The sequence below is a fragment of the Arthrobacter sp. NPDC057259 genome, assembly GCF_042668995.1.
GTDB lineage: Bacteria > Actinomycetota > Actinomycetes > Actinomycetales > Micrococcaceae > Arthrobacter.
Genome location: NZ_JBHUYA010000003.1, coordinates 308,726 through 330,195 on the forward strand (window position 1 = coordinate 308,726; position 21,470 = coordinate 330,195).

Sequence of the window (21,470 nt, forward strand, 5' to 3'; positions counted from 1 at the left end):
CGCGAAAGGACCGCTCCACCCATGAAAATCATTGCCGCCGACGTCTTCGTCACCAGCCCGTCCCGGAACTTCGTGACCCTCCGGATCACCACGGAGGACGGGGTGACCGGCATCGGGGACGCCACCCTCAACGGCCGCGAACTGGCCGTCGCCGCGTACTTGAAGGAACACGTCGCCCAGCTCCTGATCGGCAAGGACCCGCACCGGATCGAGGACACCTGGCAGTTCCTCTACCGGAGCTCCTACTGGCGCCGCGGCCCGGTCACCATGGCCGCGATCGCCGCCGTCGACATGGCGCTCTGGGACATCAAGGGCAAGCTCGCCGGGATGCCCGTCTACCAGCTGCTCGGTGGCGCCTCCCGCAACGGGCTCCGCGCCTACGGCCACGCCTCGGGCTCGGACCTGCCCTCCCTGTTCGACTCGGTCCGCGAACACCTGGAGCTGGGCTACAAGTCCATCCGGATCCAGACCGCGGTCCCCGGGATCAAGGCCGTCTATGGGGTGGCTGCGCAGGCCCAGGCCTCCGGTGAGCGGTACGACTACGAACCGGCCGGGCGCGGCGCGTTCCCGCAGGAGGAGGACTGGGACACCCGCGCCTACCTGCGGCACCTCCCGACCGTCTTCGAAGCGGTCCGGAACGAGTTTGGCCCGGAACTGCCGCTGCTGCACGACGGCCATCACCGCATGACGCCCATCCAGGCCGCCAAGCTGGGCAAGGCTCTGGAACCCTACGACCTCTTCTGGCTGGAGGACTGCACCCCGGCGGAAAACCAGGAGGCGCTGCGGCTGGTGCGGCAGCACACCACCACCCCGCTGGCCATCGGCGAGGTCTTCAACACCGTTTACGACTTCCAGGCCCTGATCAAGGAACAGCTGATCGACTACGTGCGGGCCGCCTCCACCCACTTCGGCGGCATCAGCCCGCTGAAGAAAGTGATGGACTTCGCCGCCCAGTACCAGGTCAAGTCCGGCTTCCACGGCCCCACGGACATCTCCCCGGTGGGCTTCGCCGCACAGCTGCACGTGGGCCTGGCCATCCACAATTACGGCATCCAGGAGTACATGCAACACTCGGCGGCGACAAACGAGGTCTTCGAACAGTCGATGACCTTCACCGACGGCTACCTGCACCCGGGGGAGGAGCCCGGCCTGGGAGTTGAATTCAATGAGGAAGCCGCTGCCGCGTACCCCTACCAGCAGGCCTACCTGCCCTACAACCGCCTGGTCGACGGGACCGTCCACGACTGGTGACCGGCAGTGCCGGGCACCGAGTGGTGCCTGGCGTCGCCCTGCACTGCCGGGCCGGGCGTCCCAGGAGCTGACAACGCACAGAAGGCCCCGGGCGGCGAGTCGAGGCTCAGCCGGCCGGGGCCTGGTCTGTGGACGGTGCGGCGCACCGGTGCTCCGGTCTGCGCCGTCGGGCGGGCCTAGTGGATCAGTTCCCGGGTCATGCCGAAGGGGACCTGGTCCGAGAGCGCCGCGGTGTAGTGGCCGGGCTTGTGGCGGGTCAACAGGATGCCGTGGGTGCCGGTGAGCATGGCCACCCGCTGCAGGCCCTGGACCGCGTCGTTGAGCCGCTCGTCCAGCAGCCGCCGGCTGTCCACCTGGATCTCAATGCACTCGTTGGCTGTGGTCATCGGAACTGCCTCTCCCGGAGCGTCCCCTGCGCACCATTTCACCCCGCTGTGTCACCGTGCGGACCACGGCTGAAGTGAGATTAGCCTCTGGGTTAAATGTGAGTCAAATCACCACGCGGGCGGCGCGCCGGAGCATTTTCCCGGCGTCCGGCGCCGTCAAAAGCCCGGCTCCCAGCAAACCGGGATAATCTTCCCTGAACATTAATGGCCACGGAGTGAAAAGGCGGACGCGGGCAATGGCGCAAGACCAATCAGGAGAACGCCCGGGCTGGTGGCGGGTCTTCCACGACAAGTTCGTCGTCGAAGAGCGGTACATGGAGCCCGAGGACCGCCGCAGGCTCTACCGCACCGGCGCCATCCTCATGGTCGTCGGCGCCGCGCTGTTCACCTTCATCCTGATCAGCGTCCTGACCCACACCGGCATCAGCGCGGTGGACGAGCCGATCCGCTCCGGCCTGGTGGCCCTGCGCGGCGAGCCCGCCACCACCATCATGATCATCCTTGCGATCGTCTTCGGCCCGATCGGCCTGCCCATCATCATCCTGGTGGTGACCGTCGCCTGGGGCCTGCTGGCAAAGCACGCATGGCGCCCCATGGTGCTGGCCGGCGCCATGCTGACAGGCGTCATCCTGGCCCAGCTGATCGGCCACGCCGTCGAACGCCACCGCCCCCCGGTGGACCTGATGCTCTTCGGCGCCGACGCCACCTTCTCCTTCCCCTCCGGCCACGTCCTGGGCGCCTGCGACTTCCTGCTGATCACCAGCTTCCTGGTCTTCTCGCGGCGCCGGAACCCGCGGGCCGCCGTCGTCGGCTTCACCGTCGCCGGGATCGGCATTGTCTTCGCCGCGCTCAGCCGGCTGTACCTGGGGTATCACTGGACCACCGACGCACTGGCCTCGCTGTCCATCTCCTTCGTGATCCTGGGCGCGGTCATACTGCTCGATACGTGGCGGACCGCCCGCATCCCGGGCGAGCCGGTCACCGGCGAGCTCTCCAAGAAGGAAGCCGCCGCGGAGTAGGCCCCCGACGGCGCGCCGCTCCTCTAGCGGGCCGCGCGCCGCTGCGCCTCCTTGCGCCGCTCAAGCTCCCGGCGAAGCCCGGCGTTGGCGGCCTCCAGCTCCAGCACCTTGGCGACGCCGGCCAGGTTCAGGCCCTCCGCCAGCAGCTCACCAATCCGCCGCAGCACGGCAAGATCCATCTCGCTGTATTGCCGGGTGCCGCCCGCCGTGCGGTCGGGCGTCAGCAGGCCCTTGCGCTCGTACAGCCGGATGTTCTGCTGCCCCGTGCCCACGAGGTCGGCCACCACCGAAATCGCGTAGACCCCCACGTCGTCCCCCCGTTGCGCCATGCTGCCCTCCTCCGGGTCGACGCCGCCGCGGCGCCGGAAAATCCTCTTGCACCAGTTTCACGCCGGTGCTATAAAAAAACTATATCCGCCACCATAGATAATCCATAGATGGGAGGGGCGGCGGATAGCCCGAAAACCTGAAGGACTCTCGGATGAAGGAGTGGGAAATGATGTTGATGCGTACGGACCCGTTCCGTGAACTGGACCGGCTGACCCAGCAGGTCTTCGGAACCACGGCGCGGCCTGCCGCGATGCCGATGGACGCCTGGCAGGAGGACGGCGAATTCGTCGCCGCCTTCGATCTCCCCGGCGTCAACGTCGACTCGGTGGACCTCGACATCGAACGGAACGTCCTGACCGTCCGGGCCGAGCGCCGTGACCCGACCCAGCCGAACGTCGAGATGATCGCCTCGGAGCGGCCCCGCGGCGTCTTCAGCCGGCAACTGATCCTAGGCGATTCGCTGGACACGGAAAACATCAAGGCCAGCTACACCGACGGCGTGCTGACCCTGCGCATCCCGGTCCTGGAGAAGGCCAAGGCGCGCAAGATTGAGATCACGCACAGCCAGGACAGCATGCACGAGATCGCCAAGTAGCACCGGCGGCATTGCTGCCGGTTTGGCGTAGGATCCGGTGCCCTCGGGCGCCGGGTCCCCGCCGTTCCCAAGTAGCAGTCGAAAGGAGCCGTCCGAAATGAGGGGCGGGGCCGTGAACCGTGACCCGCGGGGCCTGTATGCCGCCCTCGGCGTCGGGCCGGATGCCACCGGCGCTGACATCCGGCGCCGGTACCGGGCGCTGTTGCGCCACCTGCACCCCGACGTCGGGGCGCCGGGAGGGGAGGACGTGCGCCGGGTCCTTGAGGCCTTCGCCGTGCTCCGCCACCCGAAATCCCGGGCCAGCTACGACCCGGCCTACGGGCGGACCGATGGCTTCGAGCGCGCCGGCCGGGATATCCCGGTGCGGCGGCATGCGACGCAGCCGGCGGCCGCGGGTCACCCCGGTGCGCTGGGAACGCGGACCGGGGTGACCCGCGGCCGCCGGGGCCCCGCACCCCCACCACAGCTGGATAAGAGGAGGGCAGCCATGAGCGCATGGCGGCAATACGATTCACACCTGATCCCCGCTTTCCACGAACGCTTCGAGGAACGCTGGGGCGAGGGCACGGCACCGTTCCTTGACCCGGAGGCGCACGAACTTCCCCTGCCGCGCGCCCAGTGGATCAACGTCGACACCGGCGCGGCGCTGGCGGTGGTGCCGATCTGGGCCGCCGAGGACAGCCAGCACCGCTCGTTCGGGGTCTTCTACCTGCCCCCGGCGGGCGACATCTGGGTCCTGCGCCCCGGCTTCACCGCCTACCTGGAGCCCGCGGCGGACGACGCCGAGCAGCTGCTCACCCTGCGCAATGACGCGTTCAAGAAGGCCGTGACGCACGCGAAGGAGTTCCTGTTCGGCCCCGACGGCGTGCACTACTGAACCTGCACTCCGGGCGGCGGCCGGCCGCGGCACGGCGGCGCGGGCCGGGGTTTAGGAAGCGCCCCGCTCCGGGCCTAAGATCAATCAATCACCAGCGCAACTGCATAGGGGAACCACCGATGAAAGCTTCCGCCCGCGATCTGGCCGCCATCCTGCCCGCAGGGTTCACCATGGGCGTGGCCACTGCCGCGTTCCAGATCGAAGGCGCGCTGGACGAGGACGGCCGGGGCAAATCCGGCTGGGATGTCTTCGCCGCAGTGCCGGGCGCCATCGTGGACGACCACAGCCCGGTCATGGCCTGCGACCACTACCACCGGATGCCCGAAGACGTCGCGCTGATGAAGGACCTGGGCATCGACTCCTACCGGTTTTCGCTCTCCTGGCCGCGCATCCAGCCCGGCGGCAGCGGACCGGTCAACCCCAAGGGCCTGGACTTCTATGACCGGCTGATCGACCTGCTGCTGGCCAACGGAATCGCCCCGATGGCCACCCTCTACCACTGGGACACCCCGCTGGAACTGGACGAGGCCGGCGGCTGGATGAACCGGGACACCGCTTACCGCCTGGGCGAATTCGCCGAGATCGCGGCCGCGGCGTACGGCGACCGCGTGGCCCGGTGGGTCACCATCAACGAACCCGCCACGGTCAGCGCCAACGGGTACATGCTGGGCGTCCACGCCCCCGGCGAATCGCACATGCTCAAGGCCCTGCCCAGCGTCCACCACCAGCTCCTCGGCCACGGCCTGGCAATGCAGGCGCTCCGGGCCGCCAAGGTCCCGGGCGGGATCGGCATGACCAACGTCTATTCGCCGATGGTCCCGGCGTCCATCAACCCGCTGGACAAGGTTAGCGCCGGCATCATGGACATGGGCCAGAACCGGCTCTATGCCGATCCCGTCCTGCTGGGCAAGTACCCGGACGCCATCCGTGCCGCCACCTTCTTCTCCTCCTTCAGCCCTTCCAAGGAGGACATGGAGCTGATCTCGCAGCCCCTGGACTTCTACGGGCTGAACTACTACATGCCCACCCGCGTCGCGGCCGGCCCCGGCGAGGGCACCGTTCCCGAGGGCATGGCGGAGGCCATGGGCAACGACCTGAACGGCGGCGGGGGAGCGACGCCGTTCCACGTCGAGAGCTTCCCGGATACCGAACTCACCGCCTACGGCTGGCCGATCAAGCCCGACTACATGGCCGTGGCGCTGGCCGAGATGGCCGAGCGCTACCCCAACCTGCCGCCGGTCTACATCACGGAGGGTGGCGCCAGCTTCCAGGACCTGGAAATCCACGACGCCGAAGGCCGGCTGATCGTCCCGGACGAGCGCCGCGTGCGCTACCTCGCCGAGCACATCGAGGCGGCCATCGAGGCGACCTCCCCGGGCGGTTCGGCGGAATCGATCGACCTGCGCGGCTACTACGTGTGGTCCCTGCTGGATAACTTCGAATGGTCCGCGGGCTACCACCAGCAGTTCGGCCTGCTGCACGTGAACCGGGACACCATGGAGCGCACGCCCAAGGCCTCGTTCCACTGGCTCCGCGAGGTCATGGCGGCCCGGCGGGCGTCGGCAAGCACGCCGGCCGAAACCAGCACGAAGGAATCCGCACCGGCCGAAGCCGGCCCGGCGGAAACCGCGCCGGCGGCCGGCTAAAGCAGGTTGAGTTCCTGCAGGCGCTTGACCATTCCGGCGCCGTCGGGAGAGTAGATCCACGGCACCCCGGACGCGCTGTGATCGCCGCTGCCCGAGTGGCCGCCGGCCAGCACCGCCTCACCGGCGGAGAGCTGCCGGATCCCGATCGCCGCCACCTGGCTGGCGTGCTCCCGCACGAATTCCGAGTAGATCTCCTCGTCGTGCTGGCCGTTGTCGCCGAAAAGCAGCCAGCGCATGTTCGGGAACTCGGTGGCCAGCAGTTCCAGGTTCCGGCCCTTGTGGTCCTGGCCGCTGCGGAACCAGCGGTCGTGGGTCAGGCCCCAGTCGGTGAGCAGCAGCGTCCCCTGCGGGTAGAGATTGCGGGTCATGAACCGGGCCAGGGTGGGCGCCGCGTTCCACGGCCCGGTGGACAGGTAGATCACCGGCGCCTCCGGGTACTCCACCATCAGCCGGTCCATCAGCACGGCCATGCCCGGGGTGGCCATCCGGGCGCGTTCGTTCAAAACGAAGGTGTTCCATAGCGCCAGAAACGGGCGGGGGAGGGCGGTGACCATGATCGTGTCGTCGATATCGGAGACGATGCCCAGCGTGGTGTCCGGGGAAATGACATAAATCCGGGCCTCGGCGGGCTCGGTGCCCTCGGCGTGGATCGTGGCGGTGTGCCAGCCCGGTTCGAGCCGCACGGGGATCACGGTGTCCACGATCCCGCCGCGGTCGGCGTGGACCGTCGTCGTGACGCCGCCGATCTCGATCTCCACCTCGACGAACTGGATCGGCACCGAGGTGAACGCGCGCCAGCCGCGGATGTTTTGGTTCCCGTTGAGTGCCACCTGCTCGGCCCGGCTGCCGGGTGCCGGTTTGCTGGTCAGCAGCACCCGGGCCAGGACCCGGACCCATTCGGTGGAGCCGTACCCCTGGTAGGCGATGGTCTGCGGCGAGAATTTCCAGCGGCGCGCCGCCTTCAGGCGCAGGTGGTTTACCGAATCCGAGACCAAGTGCGCGAGCCGCAGCGCCTGGCTGGCTGACGGGGCGGACCTGGGGGCGGGTTGTTGGGGCGCCATTTCCATGACACCACTCTCCCACAGCGTCAGGGCGGCCCCAGCAGATCCCGCAACGTCAGGGCGTTGCGCACCGCGTGCCCGCCGCCGTCGTTGTTGAAGTAGGCGTAGAAGTCCCGCCCGGCGTCCAGCCACTCGCCAATCCGCGCCGCCCACCAGCGGAGGTCATCGTCCGGGTAGGAGCCGGCGTAGAGCCGGTCCGGGTCCGGGCCGTGCAGCCGGACGTAGACGAACGGCGCGGTGGCGCGCAGGATGCAGGGCAGGCCGGCGCCGCTCATCACGCAGTACGCCGCGGCATGGCGCTCCAGCAGGGCGTACACCTCCGGATGGTCCCAGCTGGGGTGCCTGAACTCGATGCTCACCCGGATCCACCCGGGCAGCGCCGCGAGGAAGTACTCCAGCCGCGCGTCGTCGCGTTCCAGGTCCGGGGGCAACTGGACCAGCAGCACACCCCGCCGCTCGCCCAGCTCGTGCCATCCGCGGACGATCCGCTCCGTCCACGCCTCCGGCCCGTAGAGTTTCCTGCCGTGGGTCAGGCCCCGCGGTGCCTTGACGGACAGGACGAACCCTTCCGGGAGCCGCTCCCGCCAGCCGGCGAACGAGCTCTCCCGCGGCCAGTGGTAGAAGCTCGCGTTCAGCTCAACCGTGTCGAGACGGGCGGCGTAGTAGGCCAGCCGCTTGGCCGCGGGCAGCCCGGGCGGGTAGAACACGCCCGCCCAGTGGTCGTAGCTCCAACCGCTGGTCCCGATGTGGGCCGTCCCGCGCGGAGGCCGCGCCTGCCCTGGCTGATCCTCCGGCATGGGAGGGATCCTAGCCCAGGCCCGTATGGCACGCTAAGAGCCATGGCACGCATCGAGGATTATGCAATGGTCGGCGACCTGCACACCGCCGCCCTGATCAGCACCGAGGGTTCGATCGACTGGCTCTGCCTGCCGCAGTTCGACTCGCCGGCCTGCTTCAGCGCCCTGCTGGACACCCCGGAGGCCGGCCGCTGGCTGCTCGCCCCGGCCGGGGGCGGCGAATGTACCCGCCGGAAGTACCGCAAGAACACCCTCATCCTCGAGACCGAGTGGGAAACCCCGGAGGGCAAGGCCAAGGTCATCGACTTCATGTCCCCGCGCGACGGCGCCGCGGACATCGTCCGGATCGTGGTGGGCATCCGCGGCAGTGTCCGGATGCGCGGCCAGCTGGCGCTCCGGTTCGACTACGGCAACATCATCCCGTGGGTCCGCCACGACGAGCACGGCATCCACGCGATCGCCGGGCCCGACGCCGCCTACCTCGTCACCGACGCCCCGCTGCGCGGCGAGCACCTGCAGACCGTCTCCGACTTCACCGTCAAGGCCGGCCAGCGGATCCCGTTCGTCCTCACCTGGGCCCCGAGCCATCTGGGCCGGCCGCGGAAGGTGGACCCCGAGGCGGTGCTGGAGGCCACCGAATCCTTCTGGCTGCAGTGGGCGGACCGGTGCCGGATCACCGGCCCGTACCGGGAGCCCGTGCTGCGCTCGCTGATCACGCTCAAGGCCCTCACCTTCGCCCCGACCGGCGGGATCGTTGCCGCCGTGACCACGTCCCTGCCGGAGGAACTCGGCGGCGAACGCAACTGGGACTACCGGTACTGCTGGCTGCGGGATGCGACCCTGACGCTGCAGGCGCTGTTGGCGTCCGGCTACTCCGAGGAGGCCGGGGCGTGGCGGGACTGGCTGCTGCGCGCCGTCGCCGGAGACCCCGCGGACCTGCAGATCATGTACGGCCTGCACGGCGAACGCCGGCTGCCGGAACTGACCCTCGACTGGCTGGCCGGTTACGAGAAATCGACGCCGGTCCGGGTCGGCAACGCCGCCGCCGGGCAGCTGCAGCTGGACGTCTGGGGCGAGGTGCTGGACGGGCTGGCGCTGACCCGCTCGGCCCTGTTGCAGCACCCGGACGAGTCCTGGGACGTCCAGGTGGCCCTGATGGAGCACCTGGAGACGGCCTGGAACCAGCCGGACAACGGGCTCTGGGAGATGCGCGGACCCCGCCGGCATTTCACCCACTCCAAGGTGATGGCCTGGGTGGCGGCGGACCGGATGGTCAAGGGCGTGCGCGACTTCCACCTGCCCGGCCCCGCGGACCGCTGGGAAGACCTCCGGGACCGGATCCACGCGGACGTCATGGCCAACGGGTTCGACGCCGAACGCAACACCTTCGTCCAGTCCTATGGCCGGCCGGAACTGGACGCCAGCCTGCTGCTCATCCCGCGGGTGGGCTTCCTGCCGCCGGACGATCCGCGGGTGGTCGGCACCATCGAGGCCATCCAGCGGGAACTGACGCACGACGGTTTCGTACTGCGCTACCGGGTGGAGCAGAGCGACGACGGCGTCGCCGGCGGGGAGGGCGTCTTCCTGGCCTGCTCGTTCTGGCTGGTGGAGGCCCTGCTCGGGGCCGGTCGGCGCCGCGAGGGCGAGGAGCTGTTCAAGCGGCTCCTGGCGCTGCGCAACGACGTCGGCCTGCTGAGCGAAGAATGGGGCGTCGAGGAGGCCCGGCAGCTGGGCAATACCCCGCAGGCCTTCAGCCATTTCGCCCTGGTCCGCACCGCGTTGCAGCTGGAGCCGGAGAAGGCGGACCACGGCAGCTCACCGCTCCGGCGGCATTAAGCGCGGTGCCGGCAACCGCCCCGCAGAACGCCGGGGACTTTCCTCCAGAGCTTAGATAAGTATACTTACTAACGTCCCCCACGAGGGGAACAGCACTGAAGGAGTTGGCGATGGCAGGATACTTTGAGCTCGTAGACGCACCCGACGGCGGGTACCGGATCCGGATGATTGACGCCGCAGGGGACCTGATGGCGGTCTCCGTGACCTTCCCGACCAAGCGTGCGGCGGTGGCCGGGATCGCCCAGGCCCGCGAGATCGCGGGGACCGGACTGGTCCGGGACCGCAGCGGCGACGGGCAGACCGCGATCATGGCATCCATGGCCAAGCGGCGCACGGCGGGTGCGGGGCGTGGATCCTCCCTCACCGGCGGCACGCTGGCTGCGACGAAGCGAACCCGTGCCCATCACTGACCACCCGCGCGCGGCCGTCCTCTTCGACGTCGACGGCACGCTGGTCGACTCCTCCTACCTTCACACCCTGGCGTGGTGGCAGTCCTTCCGCCAGGCCGGCCTCGACGTGCCGATGGCGAGCATTCACCGCTCGGTTGGCATGGGCGGGGACAAGCTGCTGGATCATCTGCTGCCGGACCGGGACCGGGACGGCGACGACGCCCTCACCGCCTCCCAGGCGGCCGTCTTCGCCACGTACTGGCCGGCGCTGCGCCGCACCGACGGGGCCCGCGAACTCCTGGTCCAGTGCCACGACGTCGGGCTCGCCGTCGCCCTCGCCTCCTCCGCCCACGGGCGGGACCTGGAGATGCTGCGCGCCGCGATTGACGCCGACGCCTACCTGCACGCGGCCACCAGCTCGGCCGACGCGGAGGAGAGCAAACCGCAGCCGGACATCCTGGTCGCCGCGCTGGAGACCGTGGGCGTTGCCGCGGCCGACGCGGTCTACGTCGGCGATTCGGTCTGGGACATCAAGGCCGCCGCCAAACTCGGCATTCCCACGGTCGCCGTGACCTGCGGTGGCACCAGCGAGGCCGAATTGCGCGACGCCGGCGCGGCCGAGGTCTACGAAAACCCGCGCGCCCTGCTCGCCAACCTCGCCGGCAGCGCCATCGGAAAGCTCGCCGCGCGGAGCCGCTGACGCACTGGCACCCGGCGCTGGCCGCCGGTGGAGTGAACCGTGCCCCGCGCCGGTCCCGCCCATAGTTTTCACCGAAAGATTCGACCCGAGAGAGAGGAATGCGCATGCAGGCACTCACATGGCAGGGCAAACGATCCGTGAGCGTGGAAGAGGTCCCGGATCCGGTCATCCAGGAACCGACGGACGCGATCGTGAAAATCACTTCGACCGCGATCTGCGGCTCCGATCTGCACCTATACGAGGTCCTCGGCCCGTACATGCACAAGGGTGACGTGATCGGCCATGAGCCGATGGGCGTCGTCGTCGAGGTAGGCAGCGCCGTCACCAACCTGGCGATTGGCGACCGCGTGGTCATTCCCTTCAATATCTCCTGCGGCCACTGCTTTATGTGCAACATGGGGCTGCAGTCCCAGTGCGAGACCACCCAGGTCAAGGAGAAGGGCTCCGGTGCCTCGCTGTTCGGCTTCTCCGAGCTGTACGGCTCGGTGCCCGGCGGCCAGGCCGAATACCTGCGGGTCCCGCACGCAGACTACGGTCCGATCAAGGTGGGCTCGGAACTGCCGGACCAGCGCTACCTCTTCCTCTCGGACATCCTGCCCACCGCCTGGCAGGGCGTGAAGTACGCCGATGTGCCCAAGGGCGGAACCCTGGCCGTGATGGGGCTGGGACCCGTGGGGCAGTTCGCCTCGCGGATCGGCCGGCACCTGGGGCTGCGGGTCATCGCCGTGGATCCGGTGGCCGAGCGGCGTGCCATGGCCGAGCGGCACGGCGTGGAAACCCTCGACTTCTCCAAGGACGTGGCCGACGAGTTGCGTTCCATGACCCAGGGCCGCGGCGCCGACTCCGTGGTGGACGCCGTCGGCATGGAAGCGCACGATTCGCCGGTGGCCTCCTTCATGCAGCACGCGGCCGGGCTGCTCCCGGACAAGCTGGCGCAGAAGACGTTCGAGAGCGCCGGTGTAGACCGGCTCTCGGCCCTGCACACCTCCCTCGACGCGGTCCGCCGCGGCGGCACCGTCTCCCTGAGCGGCGTGTACGGCGGCGAGGCCTCGCCGATGCCGCTGATGTCCATATTCGACAAGCAGATCCAGCTGCGGATGGGCCAGTGCAACGTCCGCCGGTGGACCCAGGACCTGTTGCCGCTGGTGGAGGACGACGCCGACCCGCTGGGCGTCATGGACCTTGTCACCCACGAGGCCAGCCTGAGCGAGGCCCCGGCCATGTACGAGATGTTCCAGAAGAAGCAGGACGGCTGCATCAAGGTGGTCCTGAAGCCCTAGGCAGCCGACGGGTTTACAGCTTGCGCCGCAGCCTCCGCCAGGACTTGTGGAACTTCCTCTCGGCCGCCGCTGCACGTACGTCCTCCGCGGCGTGCAGCCGGCCGAGGCCGAAGCCGACGGCGGACCCGGCGCCGGCGCCCGGGTCTGATTCCCTGGCCAGCTCAACGAGAACCGACCGGGCCATGACGCTGTCTTGATGCAGGCCCAGGACCTGCTGTACTGTCCGGGCCCCCTTGGCCGCCCGGCGGGCGTACTTCAGCCGCTTGGTCGGTCCGTCCGGGACGGCCTCCAGCATCAGCTCGGCGGAGTACCGCAGTCGCTTGGCGGCCTTGCGCACCGTGTGCAACGCGACGTCGTGCTCTGCGCCTGACGCCCGGCCTGCCCCGGAGCCCTGGGCCGCGGCCCCATTGGCTTCATCCAGGGCTGCGGCGGTCCGGACCAGCCGCTTTGAGTCCCGGCGCACGGCGCGGTGCACCCGGCGCGCCGGGGCAGCGGCGGCAGGGGCCAGCGGCGGGACGGCGAGGAAGGTATCGATGGCCACCAGCAACTGCTCGTAGCGGGTACCCGTGAGGGCGTCCGCGGCCGCGGCGAGCCCGGCCGCGGTGTCCGCGTCCAGTCGCGTGCCAATCAGGGCCGCCGCGGGGTCGACTGCCCAGCGCAGGGCCTCCGGCTCCCGGGCCGCCGCTTCCAGGAGCCGGTCCCGCACCACGCCGGGGTCCCGGGCGGCGCCCAGCACCCTTGAGAGCCAGCGCAGCCCGTCGCGCAGCGGGTCTACCGCGCCGCCGTCGAACAGGGGCCGACAGGACCCCAGGACCGAGCGGAGCCGCCGGACTGCGACCCGCATTTGGTGGATGTCCTCGGCCCGGCCTGCCGCGGCGCCGGGCGCCAGGCGGCGCACCTCGGCCACCTGCCCGGTCAGGTAGGCCAGCACGACGTCTCCCGCGGTGGATGCCACGCTTCACTGTACGTCTTCAGCGCCGGAGCCCGTCCGGCATAGGCTGGGCTGGAACGCAACTGCCGCCGCGCCCCAGGAGAGCCCATGACACACCACCACGCCGGCCCGGTCGCTGTCGTCACCGGAGCGGGATCAGGCATCGGACGGGCGGTGGCCCGGCTCATGCTGGCCGAGGGCTACCGCGTGGTTCTGGCCGGCAGGCGGGAAGAGAAGCTGCTGGAGACCGGGGCCGGGCACGCCCTGGCGCTCCCCGTACCGTGCGACATCACCCGGCCGGACGACGTCGAACGCCTCTTCGCGGCGACGCTTGAGCGCTGGGGCCGGGTGGACGTGCTGTTCAACAACGCCGGCACCTTCGGGCCGTCGGCGAGCGTGGACGAGCTCAGTCCCGAGGACTGGGAGGCGACGGCGGCGGTGAACATCACCGGGTCCCTGCTCTGTGCCGGTGCCGCGGTCCGGGCGATGAAGGAGCAGACGCCGCAGGGCGGCCGGATCATCAACAACGGCTCCATCTCCGCGCACTCGCCCCGGCCCCGGTCCGTGGCCTACACCGTGACGAAGCACGCCATCACCGGGCTGACCAAGAGCATCGAGCTGGACGGCCGCGGCTTCGGCATCACCTGCGGCCAGATCGACATCGGGAACGCCGCCACCGGGCTGATGGACGCGATCGGCGTGGGCGACGGGGCCCTTCAGGCAGACGGGAGCCGGAAGGTGGAGCCGACCTTCCCGGTGGAGGATGCGGCCAGGGCGGTGCTGATGATGGCCGGGATGCCGGCCGCCGCCAGTGTGGGATCGGTGGTCATTACCGCCGCCGGCATGCCCTTCATCGGCCGCGGCTGAGGTTGCCCGCACCGGCGCAGCGGCACCGCCGCGGCCCTGCCGCCGTGGCCGGGCTCAATCGTGGGGGCCGGCCCTTTCGCCCCGGCCCGTGGCGGGACTAGAACGGAAGCAGCCGGGACAGGTCCGCCCGGAGGCCCGAGGCGGCCACCTTGCCGGCGTCCACCGCGTCCGCCCAGGCCAGGGAGCCGGTGACCATGGCGAGCCAGGTGGCGGCGTCGCACTCGATCACGTTCGGGGGAGTGCCTCGGGTGTGCCGCGGGCCCTCCACGCACTGGGTGACGCCGAACGGGGGCACCCGGACCTCCACGGAGTTCCCGGGCGCCCGGGCCGTGACTTCCTCCAGGGTGAAGCGGACGGCGGTGGCCACGGTGGCGCGGGGTACCGCCCCGTCCGTGGCTGCACGCCAGGCCGCCAGGGCCGCGCGTCCTTCGTCCACCGGGATCCGGCGCCGTGCCACTGCCATGGCCCTAGTCCAGCAGCGCCGAGACGGCGTGGCCGAGGCGGATCTTGCCCACCGGCCGGCCACCTCCCAGCACCGGGTCGATGACTTTTTCGAGCACGCTGGAGACCTCGGGAATGTCCACGGCGCCGGCGGCGGCCAGCAGGGTCAGCCCCACCAGGGTGGTGGCCCGGATATTTCCGTCGAGGACCTTGATGGCCACGGCGACGCCCTGCGGGGTGGCCATGGCCAGGACGCCTTCGGCGCCGATCTTGGCCATGATGCCGAGGTCGTTCATCACGATGGTGTTGGCCTCGCCGCGGCCCTGGACCGCCCAGGGGTAGTCCAGCATGGAGGTGGCGATGGTGGCGGCCCGGGCGTTGGAGTGGTGGTCACCGGGGGCCTTGGCCAGCTGCGAGTAGGCGCGGGCCAGGCCGGTGAGGGAGACGGCGGCCACGGGGGCGCCGCAGCCGTCGATGCCCAGGTGGGCGATCCGTTCCCCGCAGTATTCCTCGATCACGGAGCGGACCCGCTGCTGCAGCGGGTGGTTCGGCTCGAGGTAGCTGTGCGTGTCCCAGCCGTTCTCCGTGCAGGCCCAGAGGAACGCGGCATGCTTACCGGAGCAGTTGAAGGCCAGCCGGGACTTGCCGCGCTCGGTCTGCACCAGCCAGGTTCGGGCGGTCTCGTCGGCCGGCCAGTCGGCGGGGCACTGCAGCTGGTCCTCGGTCACCCCGGCGGCCTTGAGCATGCCCTCCACCACGTCCATGTGGTCGAGGGACCCGACGTGGCTGCCGCAGGCGATCGCTACCTGGGCGCCGCGGAGGGGGACGCCGGCCTGCATAGCGGCGAGCGCCTGCAGCGGTTTCAGGGTGGAGCGGGCGAACACCGGGGCGGCGATGTCGCCCAGTTCGGTGACCACCTGGCCGTCGGCGGAGAGCACGACGGCGGACCCGATGTGCCGTGATTCGATGAAGCCGCTGCGCTCCACCACCGCCAGTTCGACGGCGGAATCGACGGAGAAGGTGGCATGCGGGTTCAGAGGCATGCTGCCAGTCTAGGTGCCCGGGCCGCCGTCGCCCGGTTACTCCACGGTGACCATGACGGACTGCCAGCCGGAGGCGCCGTCGGGGACCGGATCGGCCCGCTTGTCCGTCTGCACCTCGCCGGTTCCGTCGGTGGCGCGGACCTTGAGGTAGTGCGGTCCGGGGGTGGCGTCCCACTCATAGGACCACTGCCGCCAGGTCACCAGGGACGCCTCGGTGGACAGTTCCACCGGGGTCCAGGGTCCGTTGTCGATCTGGATCTCCACCTTGGTGATGCCGCGGGTCTGCGCCCAGGCGGTGCCGCCCACCGCTACCTTGCCGGCGGGGACCTTGGCGAAGGACTTGGGCACCTCCACCCGGGCCATGGTCTTGATCGGTCCGCGCTCGGACCAGCCGCGCTGGGTCCAGTAGGCCTTGGCGTCCGCGAACCGGGTCACCTCCAGGTCAACGACCCATTTGGTGGCGGAGACGAAGCCGTACAGGCCCGGGACCACCATCCGCACGGGGTAGCCGTGTTCCAGCGGCAGCGCCTCGCCGTTCATGCCGATGGCCAGCATCGCGTCGCGGTCATCCCGCAGCACCTCGATGGGGGTGGAGGCGCTGAAGCCGTCCACGGAGGTGGAGAGCACCATGTCGGCGCCGTCCTTGGGCCGGGCCATCGCGAGGACGTCCCGGATGGGCATGCCGAGCCACTTGGCGTTGCCGGCCAGGTTGCCGCCCACCGGGTTGGACACGCAGGTCAGGGAGACGTGGGACTCGATCAGCTGCGCGTCCAGCAAGTCCTGGAAGCTGAGCCTGACCTCCTGCTCCACCATGCCGTGGACCCGCAGTTCCCAGTCCTGGGCGTTGACCTCGGGCACGCTGAGGGCGGTGTCGATGCGGTAGAAGTCTTTGTTCGGGGTCAGCCACGGCGTGACGCCGGGAACCTTGGATTGCACCCCGGCGGGCACCGGCGCGGCGGCCTTGGCCGGGGTGGGCAGGGTCAGGCTCTCGCGGGCCTTGGCCACGTTGCTGCGGGCGGCGCTGAGCAGCCGGCCACCGGCGGCGGCCACGGCGGCCCCGACGGCGGTGATGCCGGTCGCGGCGAAGAAGGCGCGCCGGCTGGTGGCCGGACGGTCCGGTTCCTTGGCGCTGCGCCCGACCTCGGCGTCGGGCCAGGACCGCATCCGCCAGACTTTGCCGATCAGGAACCGCAGCGCCACCAGGCCCGCGGCGGTGCCGATCAGCGAGGGGATCGCATCCAGTGGTTTCACGCTGGCGCGCGTCACCACGCTGGCGACGATCACCGCGCCCATCAGCAGCACGCCGGCGACGCCGAGCGACCAGCGCCGGTAGGCGACGATGCCGAGGACGCAGGCGAGGAGGAAGATGGTCAGGCCCATCCCGGCGAAGAGGGCGGCCTTGTCATTGGTGCCGAACGTGGCGATCGCAAAGTCCTTCATCCACGGCGGGGTGAAGTCGATGAAGGTCGAGCCGAGGGCAATCAGCGGGGTGGCGCGGGCCGTGAAGAAGGCCCCCACGAGTTCCGCGACGGCCAGGACGACGCCGGCGGACACCACCCCGGCCAAGGCGGCCATGACCGTGGGCCCCGAGGGCAGGAAACGCTTCCGCGGCCGCGCGGTGGTGCCGGGCTGGGTGCTGCTGGACGATGTCATATCCCTTATTCGGAGCCGCGGGCCCGGGGGATTGCCGGCCCGACACAGCTTAGGAGCCTGCCGGGTGCACAAAGTACCCTAGGGAACTGTGAAGGTACTCGTCATCGGCCCCGGCGGCCGCGAACACGCCATTGTCCGTTCCCTGCTCGCCGATCCGAATGTCTCCGAGGTCCACGCGGCCCCGGGGAACGCCGGCATCAGCACCCTGGTCCCCACCTACGCCATCGACGCCAACGATCCCGACGCCGTCGCCGCCCTGGCGACCCGGCTGGCCGTCGACCTGGTGGTCGTCGGCCCCGAGGCGCCGCTCGCCGCGGGTGTGTCGGACGCGGTCCGTGAAGCCGGGATCCCGGTCTTCGGGCCCAGCAAGGCCGCCGCCCAGCTCGAGGCCTCTAAGGCCTTCGCCAAGGACATCATGGCCGAGGCCGGCGTGCCCACGGCCATGGCCCGCGTGGCCTCCAACGCCGAGGAAGCCGCCGACGCCCTGGACACCTTCGGCGCCCCGTACGTCGTCAAGGACGACGGGCTCGCCGCGGGCAAGGGCGTCGTGGTCACCAACGACCGGGACGAGGCGCTGGCCCACGCGCAGAGCTGCTTCGACGCCGGCGGTTCCGTGGTCATCGAGGAGTTCCTCGACGGCCCCGAGGTCTCGCTCTTCGTCCTCTGCGACGGCAGCACCACGGTGGCGCTCTCCCCGGCCCAGGACTTCAAGCGCATTTTCGACAACGACGAGGGCCCCAACACCGGCGGCATGGGCGCGTACACCCCGCTGGAATGGGCGCCGGAAGGCCTCGTGGACGAGGTCCTGGAACGGGTGGCGCAGCCCACCGTCAGCCAGATGGCCCACCGCGGCACCCCGTTCGTCGGCGTGCTCTTCATCGGCCTGGCGCTGACCTCGCGCGGCACCCGGGTGATCGAGTTCAACGTCCGCTTCGGGGACCCGGAGACGCAGGCGGTACTGGCCCGGCTCAAGACCCCATTGGGTGGTCTGTTGATGGCGGCCGCGAAGGGCGAACTCGCCGAGGCCCAGCCGCTGCGCTGGTCCAGGGACACCGCGGTGGCCGTCGTCGTGGCCGCCGAAAACTACCCCGGCACCCCGCGCACCGGTGACCGGATCCGCGGGCTCAAGAAGGCCGAGGCTCTGGAGGGCGTCCACGTCATCCACGCCGGCACCCGGCTGGACGACGACGGCAAGGTGGTCTCGGCCGGCGGCCGTGTCCTCGCCGTCGTCGCGCTTGGAACGGATCTGGTGGAGGCACGGGAACGGGCGTACGACGGCGTCGAACTGATCCAGCTGGAGGGATCCCAGTACCGCACCGACATCGGTGCCAAGGCCGCCCGCGGTGCGATCACCGTGGCCGGCCCCGCCGCCGCGACGAAAGCGAAGTCCTGACCATGAACGCACACGAACCCCTCGCCGGCGGCCTCCAGACCCAGGCCCCCGAGCTGCCGGGCTGGAAGCACGTCTATTCCGGCAAGGTCCGCGACCTCTACGCGCCGGAGGATCCCGCCATCACGGAGCGGATGGGCCAGGACTGCGTCCTGGTGGTGGCCAGCGACCGGATCAGCGCCTACGATCACGTGCTGGCCAGCGAGATTCCGGACAAGGGCCGCATCCTGACCCAGCTGAGCCTGTGGTGGTTCGACCAGCTCGGCGTCGAGCACCACGTCCTTGCCGCCACGGCCGCCGACGGCGTCCCGGCAGAGGTGGAGGGCCGGGCCATGATCTGCAAGAAGCTGGACATGTTCCCGGTCGAATGCATCGCCCGCGGCTACCTCACCGGCTCCGGCCTGGTCGAATACCGCGACTCCGGCACGGTTTGCAGCATCCCGCTGCCGCCCGGGCTGGTCGACGGGTCCCGGCTCGAGCATGCCATCTTCACCCCCTCCGCGAAGGCCGAGGTGGGCGAGCACGACGAGAACATCACGTACGACGCCGTCGTGGACATCGTCGGGGCCGACACCGCCGCGCGGCTGCGGGACCTGACCCTCGAGATCTACACCAAGGCCGAGGGCATCGCCCGGGGCCGCGGGATCATCCTCGCGGACACCAAGGTGGAGTTCGGCGTGGATGCCGCCACCGGCGTGATCACCCTCGGCGACGAGGTGCTGACGCCCGATTCGTCACGGTTCTGGGACGCAGCCACCTACGAGCCGGGCAAGGCGCAGCCCTCCTACGACAAGCAGTACGTCCGCGACTGGCTGACCTCCGCCGCGTCGGGCTGGGACAAGTCCTCCGACACGCCGCCGCCCGCGCTGCCGGACGACGTCGTCGCCCGCACCCGGAGCCGCTACGTGGAGGCCTACGAACTGCTGACCGGCCGCACCTTCGCCTGAGGCGCCTCCGGCCGCTGGCTAATGGCCCCTCTCAGCTGGTGGTCGGCTGCTGGCTGCCTGCGGACGCCGCCTCGGCGCGGCGCTGGGCCAGCTTGATCTCCAGGACCGCGTCCAGCGCCTGCTGGACGCGGTCCGAGGCCCCGGCGGCGCTGAAGTCCTTCTGCGCCTCGTCCAGGTAGACCAGCGCCTCCTCCACCTCGCCGGCGGCCTTGAGTGCCTTGCCCAGCAGCAGCGACACCTCGCCGGCCGTGTGCCTGGCCAGGACCGAGCGTTCCGCGTGGATCTCGCGCAGTTTCTGCACCGCGCCCATGATGTCCCCGGTGAGGTAAAGCCACCTGGCGCGGATGAACGCGACCTCCAGACGGTCCGTGTCCGTGCCGCCGACGATCGAGAGGGCCAGCTCCGCCCGCTCGATCGCGGACAGGGTTTCCGGCTCGACGATCCCGGAGGAGAGCCGCACCGCGGCGGAGGCCTTGTTGAACCGGGCCCAGAGGTCGATGTCGTAGGCGGGGGAGAGGAGCTTGCCGGCCTCCTCGTGGTACTTGATGCCCTCCGCGTAGTCGTGGCGCATGAAGGCGACGTTGCCCACCACCCAGGCCACCTCGCCGGCCAGCTGCGGCAGCGACTGGCCTTCCATTTCCGCGTTCATCTCCTGGCAGTACTTCCATGCCTCGTCCAGGCGGCCGCTCTCGGCCAGGGCGCCGATCAGGGCGCGCAGGGCACCGATGATCATGGTGGAGCCCTTCGGCAGCTGTGCGCAGAGCCGGACAGCCTCCTGGGCGTAGTCGACGGCGTCCTTCAGCTGGCCCTGGCCCTGGGCGGCGGCGGCGAGCATCTGCCGGGCCCGGACCCCCAGGCCCGCCGATTCGGCGGCGAGGGGGTGGTCCAGGAGGCGCTGGACCATGGCCCGGCACTCGGCCCAGAGGCCCTGCTTGATCAGGCACTCGGCCTGCATATAGGTCATGTTCCACCAGGCGCTGGTGTTCTTGGACTCCAGGGCGATCTGTGCGGCGGTCGCGGCGTGCTGCGCGGCCAGCGGGTAGTCCCGGAGATCCCAGGCCTGGCGGGCGTAGAGGCCGGCCAGCACGTACTCGGCGTCGCTGATGGAGACCGGCTGGCTCCAGGCCTCCAGGGCCTTCGGGGCCAGGTCCAGGCGGCGGGCCAGTTCCTCGATGACGTCGGCGGTGGGTTCGCGGCGCCCGGTTTCGAGCAGGGAGATGTAGCTGGGCGAGTACAAATCCTTGCCCAGTTCCGCCTGCGTGAGCCCGCGGTCCAACCGCTCCGCGCGGAGTTTTTCGCCAAATCCGTTCCCCACGGATCCCACCTCATTCCGGACAATCGATGTACTAAATGCTTGACAGTCTCTGTGGAAGAAATTTTACAATGTATGTCAACAAGGGAACTACAGACTTGGTAACGACTCCGACTCAAGATTTGAGGATCACCATGGTGAAGAAGATTGCAGCAGGCCTGGCACTCGCAGGGGCCTTGGCCTTCTCCGCAGCGGCTCCCGGCATCATCGCCGCCGGCTCAAGCTCCGATTCCACGCAGGTTACCGCCGTCGGCAACTGGCCCGACCCGATGCGCGTGGCCTCCGCGGTGGGCAACTGGCCGGACCCGATGACCTACTCCACCAACGTCGGCAACTGGCCCGACCCGATGTAATCCCTGATTCGATTTCATAACCGACCGGCAGACTCCACGGCCCCGGCATCCCAGGATGTCGGGGCCGTGACGTGTCTGCCGGAGTTTGGTCCGGCCGCCCCGAAGCTGCATGCCCGGGGAGCGGACACAAAAAAGAGGGCCTTCCAGCTGGAAGGCCCTCTTTTGACTGGTCGGGATGACAGGATTTGAACCTGCGACCTCGTCGTCCCGAACGACGCGCGCTACCAAGCTGCGCCACATCCCGATCCGTTGCTGCAAAAGCAACTTCACAAGAGTATCCGATACCGGCCCCGGATGCGAAATCGGGACCGCCGAAACGCCCTCCCGCGGCGTTGTTACCCATCCGGGTGGGCACCGGCGGCTCCG

22 protein-coding genes, 1 tRNA gene and 1 pseudogene are annotated in these 21,470 nt (G+C 69.9%); 14 read left to right on the forward strand and 10 right to left on the reverse strand.

What is annotated here, in order from left to right; all coding sequences use genetic code 11:
• Positions 1 to 21: 21 nt before the first annotated feature.
• Complete coding sequence (gene manD, locus ACFUCU_RS07370) at positions 22 to 1,251, forward strand: D-mannonate dehydratase ManD (protein ID WP_290256191.1); 1,230 nt, start codon at positions 22 to 24, stop codon at positions 1,249 to 1,251.
• Positions 1,252 to 1,427: 176 nt separating this feature from the next.
• On the opposite strand, the gene ACFUCU_RS07375 is transcribed toward manD, so the two are convergent.
• On the reverse strand, positions 1,428 to 1,637 hold the full coding sequence (locus ACFUCU_RS07375; RefSeq protein ID WP_290256190.1) for a hypothetical protein: 210 nt from the start codon (positions 1,635 to 1,637) through the stop codon (positions 1,428 to 1,430).
• A 236-nt stretch (positions 1,638 to 1,873) separates the two neighbouring features.
• Here ACFUCU_RS07375 and ACFUCU_RS07380 point away from each other — a divergent pair, with 236 nt between their 5' ends.
• Entirely contained in the window at positions 1,874 to 2,656 is a 783-nt protein-coding gene (locus tag ACFUCU_RS07380; RefSeq protein ID WP_377971728.1) for a phosphatase PAP2 family protein, read from the forward strand.
• A gap of 23 nt (positions 2,657 to 2,679) precedes the next feature.
• Here ACFUCU_RS07380 and ACFUCU_RS07385 read toward each other — a convergent pair whose 3' ends face one another.
• Positions 2,680 to 2,985 carry a MerR family transcriptional regulator gene (locus ACFUCU_RS07385; RefSeq protein ID WP_377971730.1) on the reverse strand — a complete coding sequence of 102 codons (306 nt, stop codon included), beginning with the start codon at positions 2,983 to 2,985 and terminating at the stop codon, positions 2,680 to 2,682.
• A 170-nt stretch (positions 2,986 to 3,155) separates the two neighbouring features.
• Between ACFUCU_RS07385 and ACFUCU_RS07390 the strand changes: the two genes are divergently transcribed.
• From ACFUCU_RS07390 to ACFUCU_RS07405, 4 genes and pseudogenes are all read left to right on the forward strand, one after another.
• The gene (locus ACFUCU_RS07390) at positions 3,156 to 3,581 is read left to right on the forward strand and encodes an Hsp20/alpha crystallin family protein (protein WP_290256484.1); all 426 of its coding nucleotides are present in this window, start codon (positions 3,156 to 3,158) and stop codon (positions 3,579 to 3,581) included.
• Between the two features lie 97 nt (positions 3,582 to 3,678).
• A pseudogene (locus ACFUCU_RS07395) lies at positions 3,679 to 3,831 on the forward strand (DnaJ domain-containing protein); the annotation flags it as partial.
• A 237-nt stretch (positions 3,832 to 4,068) separates the two neighbouring features.
• Positions 4,069 to 4,458, forward strand: a complete 390-nt coding sequence (locus ACFUCU_RS07400) for a hypothetical protein (protein WP_377971828.1) — start codon at positions 4,069 to 4,071, stop codon at positions 4,456 to 4,458.
• 119 nt (positions 4,459 to 4,577) lie between these two features.
• Positions 4,578 to 6,104 (forward strand): GH1 family beta-glucosidase, encoded by a 1,527-nt coding sequence (locus tag ACFUCU_RS07405; protein WP_377971732.1) that lies wholly within the window; start codon positions 4,578 to 4,580, stop codon positions 6,102 to 6,104.
• Here the strand turns inward: ACFUCU_RS07405 and ACFUCU_RS07410 are convergent.
• The gene (locus tag ACFUCU_RS07410; RefSeq protein ID WP_377971733.1) at positions 6,101 to 7,171 is read right to left on the reverse strand and encodes an App1 family protein; all 1,071 of its coding nucleotides are present in this window, start codon (positions 7,169 to 7,171) and stop codon (positions 6,101 to 6,103) included. The genes ACFUCU_RS07405 and ACFUCU_RS07410 overlap by 4 nt on opposite strands.
• A gap of 20 nt (positions 7,172 to 7,191) precedes the next feature.
• Positions 7,192 to 7,962, reverse strand: a complete 771-nt coding sequence (locus ACFUCU_RS07415) for a DUF72 domain-containing protein (RefSeq protein ID WP_377971735.1) — start codon at positions 7,960 to 7,962, stop codon at positions 7,192 to 7,194.
• Positions 7,963 to 8,004: 42 nt separating this feature from the next.
• On the opposite strand from ACFUCU_RS07415, the gene ACFUCU_RS07420 reads away from it, so the two are divergent.
• The 4 genes from ACFUCU_RS07420 to ACFUCU_RS07435 all read left to right on the forward strand — a co-directional run bounded on the left by ACFUCU_RS07420 (position 8,005) and on the right by ACFUCU_RS07435 (position 12,167).
• Entirely contained in the window at positions 8,005 to 9,798 is a 1,794-nt protein-coding gene (locus ACFUCU_RS07420; protein ID WP_377971737.1) for a glycoside hydrolase family 15 protein, read from the forward strand.
• Positions 9,799 to 9,908: 110 nt separating this feature from the next.
• Positions 9,909 to 10,208: a DUF1508 domain-containing protein gene (locus tag ACFUCU_RS07425; RefSeq protein WP_290256181.1), complete on the forward strand. Its 300-nt coding sequence runs from the start codon at positions 9,909 to 9,911 to the stop codon at positions 10,206 to 10,208.
• Entirely contained in the window at positions 10,195 to 10,887 is a 693-nt protein-coding gene (locus tag ACFUCU_RS07430) for an HAD family hydrolase (protein WP_377971738.1), read from the forward strand. The genes ACFUCU_RS07425 and ACFUCU_RS07430 overlap by 14 nt, the downstream gene beginning before the upstream one ends.
• A 104-nt stretch (positions 10,888 to 10,991) precedes the next feature.
• Positions 10,992 to 12,167: a zinc-dependent alcohol dehydrogenase gene (locus ACFUCU_RS07435; RefSeq protein WP_377971739.1), complete on the forward strand. Its 1,176-nt coding sequence runs from the start codon at positions 10,992 to 10,994 to the stop codon at positions 12,165 to 12,167.
• 13 nt (positions 12,168 to 12,180) lie between these two features.
• Here ACFUCU_RS07435 and ACFUCU_RS07440 read toward each other — a convergent pair whose 3' ends face one another.
• Positions 12,181 to 13,122: a CHAD domain-containing protein gene (locus tag ACFUCU_RS07440; protein WP_377971740.1), complete on the reverse strand. Its 942-nt coding sequence runs from the start codon at positions 13,120 to 13,122 to the stop codon at positions 12,181 to 12,183.
• Between the two features lie 84 nt (positions 13,123 to 13,206).
• On the opposite strand from ACFUCU_RS07440, the gene ACFUCU_RS07445 reads away from it, so the two are divergent.
• Positions 13,207 to 13,965, forward strand: coding sequence for an SDR family oxidoreductase (locus ACFUCU_RS07445; RefSeq protein WP_377971742.1), 759 nt, complete (start codon positions 13,207 to 13,209; stop codon positions 13,963 to 13,965).
• Between the two features lie 97 nt (positions 13,966 to 14,062).
• Here ACFUCU_RS07445 and ACFUCU_RS07450 read toward each other — a convergent pair whose 3' ends face one another.
• Genes ACFUCU_RS07450 through ACFUCU_RS07460 form a run of 3 tightly spaced genes read right to left on the reverse strand, consistent with a single transcriptional unit; the run spans position 14,063 to position 17,024 of the window.
• On the reverse strand, positions 14,063 to 14,428 hold the full coding sequence (locus ACFUCU_RS07450) for a sterol carrier family protein (protein WP_377971743.1): 366 nt from the start codon (positions 14,426 to 14,428) through the stop codon (positions 14,063 to 14,065).
• Positions 14,429 to 14,432: 4 nt separating this feature from the next.
• Entirely contained in the window at positions 14,433 to 15,449 is a 1,017-nt protein-coding gene (locus ACFUCU_RS07455) for an asparaginase (RefSeq protein WP_377971745.1), read from the reverse strand.
• A gap of 36 nt (positions 15,450 to 15,485) precedes the next feature.
• On the reverse strand, positions 15,486 to 17,024 hold the full coding sequence (locus ACFUCU_RS07460; protein WP_377971829.1) for a molybdopterin-dependent oxidoreductase: 1,539 nt from the start codon (positions 17,022 to 17,024) through the stop codon (positions 15,486 to 15,488).
• A 166-nt stretch (positions 17,025 to 17,190) separates the two neighbouring features.
• Between ACFUCU_RS07460 and purD the strand changes: the two genes are divergently transcribed.
• The gene (purD, locus tag ACFUCU_RS07465) at positions 17,191 to 18,495 is read left to right on the forward strand and encodes a phosphoribosylamine--glycine ligase (protein ID WP_377971747.1); all 1,305 of its coding nucleotides are present in this window, start codon (positions 17,191 to 17,193) and stop codon (positions 18,493 to 18,495) included.
• Between the two features lie 2 nt (positions 18,496 to 18,497).
• Entirely contained in the window at positions 18,498 to 19,439 is a 942-nt protein-coding gene (locus tag ACFUCU_RS07470) for a phosphoribosylaminoimidazolesuccinocarboxamide synthase (RefSeq protein WP_377971748.1), read from the forward strand.
• Positions 19,440 to 19,470: 31 nt separating this feature from the next.
• Here the strand turns inward: ACFUCU_RS07470 and ACFUCU_RS07475 are convergent, their stop codons facing one another.
• Positions 19,471 to 20,754: a helix-turn-helix domain-containing protein gene (locus ACFUCU_RS07475; protein WP_377971750.1), complete on the reverse strand. Its 1,284-nt coding sequence runs from the start codon at positions 20,752 to 20,754 to the stop codon at positions 19,471 to 19,473.
• A gap of 131 nt (positions 20,755 to 20,885) precedes the next feature.
• Between ACFUCU_RS07475 and ACFUCU_RS07480 the strand changes: the two genes are divergently transcribed.
• Positions 20,886 to 21,104, forward strand: coding sequence for a hypothetical protein (locus ACFUCU_RS07480; RefSeq protein ID WP_290256171.1), 219 nt, complete (start codon positions 20,886 to 20,888; stop codon positions 21,102 to 21,104).
• A gap of 167 nt (positions 21,105 to 21,271) precedes the next feature.
• Here the strand turns inward: ACFUCU_RS07480 and ACFUCU_RS07485 are convergent.
• A tRNA-Pro gene (locus tag ACFUCU_RS07485) sits at positions 21,272 to 21,348 on the reverse strand.
• Positions 21,349 to 21,470 lie beyond the last annotated feature (122 nt).

Bases quoted from the DNA above. Each gene is read 5' to 3' on its own strand.
- ACFUCU_RS07410 (WP_377971733.1), bottom strand. From the start codon at position 7,171: ATGGAAATGGCGCCCCAACAACCCGCCCCCAGGTCCGCCCCGTCAGCC.
- ACFUCU_RS07460 (WP_377971829.1), bottom strand. From the start codon at position 17,024: ATGGCCGCCTTGGCCGGGGTGGTGTCCGCCGGCGTCGTCCTGGCCGTC.
- ACFUCU_RS07390 (WP_290256484.1), top strand. From the start codon at position 3,156: ATGTTGATGCGTACGGACCCGTTCCGTGAACTGGACCGGCTGACCCAG.
- ACFUCU_RS07425 (WP_290256181.1), top strand. From the start codon at position 9,909: ATGGCAGGATACTTTGAGCTCGTAGACGCACCCGACGGCGGGTACCGG.
- ACFUCU_RS07400 (WP_377971828.1), top strand. From the start codon at position 4,069: ATGAGCGCATGGCGGCAATACGATTCACACCTGATCCCCGCTTTCCAC.
- ACFUCU_RS07380 (WP_377971728.1), top strand. From the start codon at position 1,874: ATGGCGCAAGACCAATCAGGAGAACGCCCGGGCTGGTGGCGGGTCTTC.
- ACFUCU_RS07470 (WP_377971748.1), top strand. From the start codon at position 18,498: ATGAACGCACACGAACCCCTCGCCGGCGGCCTCCAGACCCAGGCCCCC.
- manD (WP_290256191.1), top strand. From the start codon at position 22: ATGAAAATCATTGCCGCCGACGTCTTCGTCACCAGCCCGTCCCGGAAC.
- ACFUCU_RS07415 (WP_377971735.1), bottom strand. From the start codon at position 7,962: ATGCCGGAGGATCAGCCAGGGCAGGCGCGGCCTCCGCGCGGGACGGCC.
- ACFUCU_RS07420 (WP_377971737.1), top strand. From the start codon at position 8,005: ATGGCACGCATCGAGGATTATGCAATGGTCGGCGACCTGCACACCGCC.
- ACFUCU_RS07455 (WP_377971745.1), bottom strand. From the start codon at position 15,449: ATGCCTCTGAACCCGCATGCCACCTTCTCCGTCGATTCCGCCGTCGAA.
- ACFUCU_RS07450 (WP_377971743.1), bottom strand. From the start codon at position 14,428: ATGGCAGTGGCACGGCGCCGGATCCCGGTGGACGAAGGACGCGCGGCC.
- ACFUCU_RS07445 (WP_377971742.1), top strand. From the start codon at position 13,207: ATGACACACCACCACGCCGGCCCGGTCGCTGTCGTCACCGGAGCGGGA.
- ACFUCU_RS07405 (WP_377971732.1), top strand. From the start codon at position 4,578: ATGAAAGCTTCCGCCCGCGATCTGGCCGCCATCCTGCCCGCAGGGTTC.
- ACFUCU_RS07435 (WP_377971739.1), top strand. From the start codon at position 10,992: ATGCAGGCACTCACATGGCAGGGCAAACGATCCGTGAGCGTGGAAGAG.
- ACFUCU_RS07385 (WP_377971730.1), bottom strand. From the start codon at position 2,985: ATGGCGCAACGGGGGGACGACGTGGGGGTCTACGCGATTTCGGTGGTG.
- ACFUCU_RS07375 (WP_290256190.1), bottom strand. From the start codon at position 1,637: ATGACCACAGCCAACGAGTGCATTGAGATCCAGGTGGACAGCCGGCGG.
- ACFUCU_RS07480 (WP_290256171.1), top strand. From the start codon at position 20,886: ATGGTGAAGAAGATTGCAGCAGGCCTGGCACTCGCAGGGGCCTTGGCC.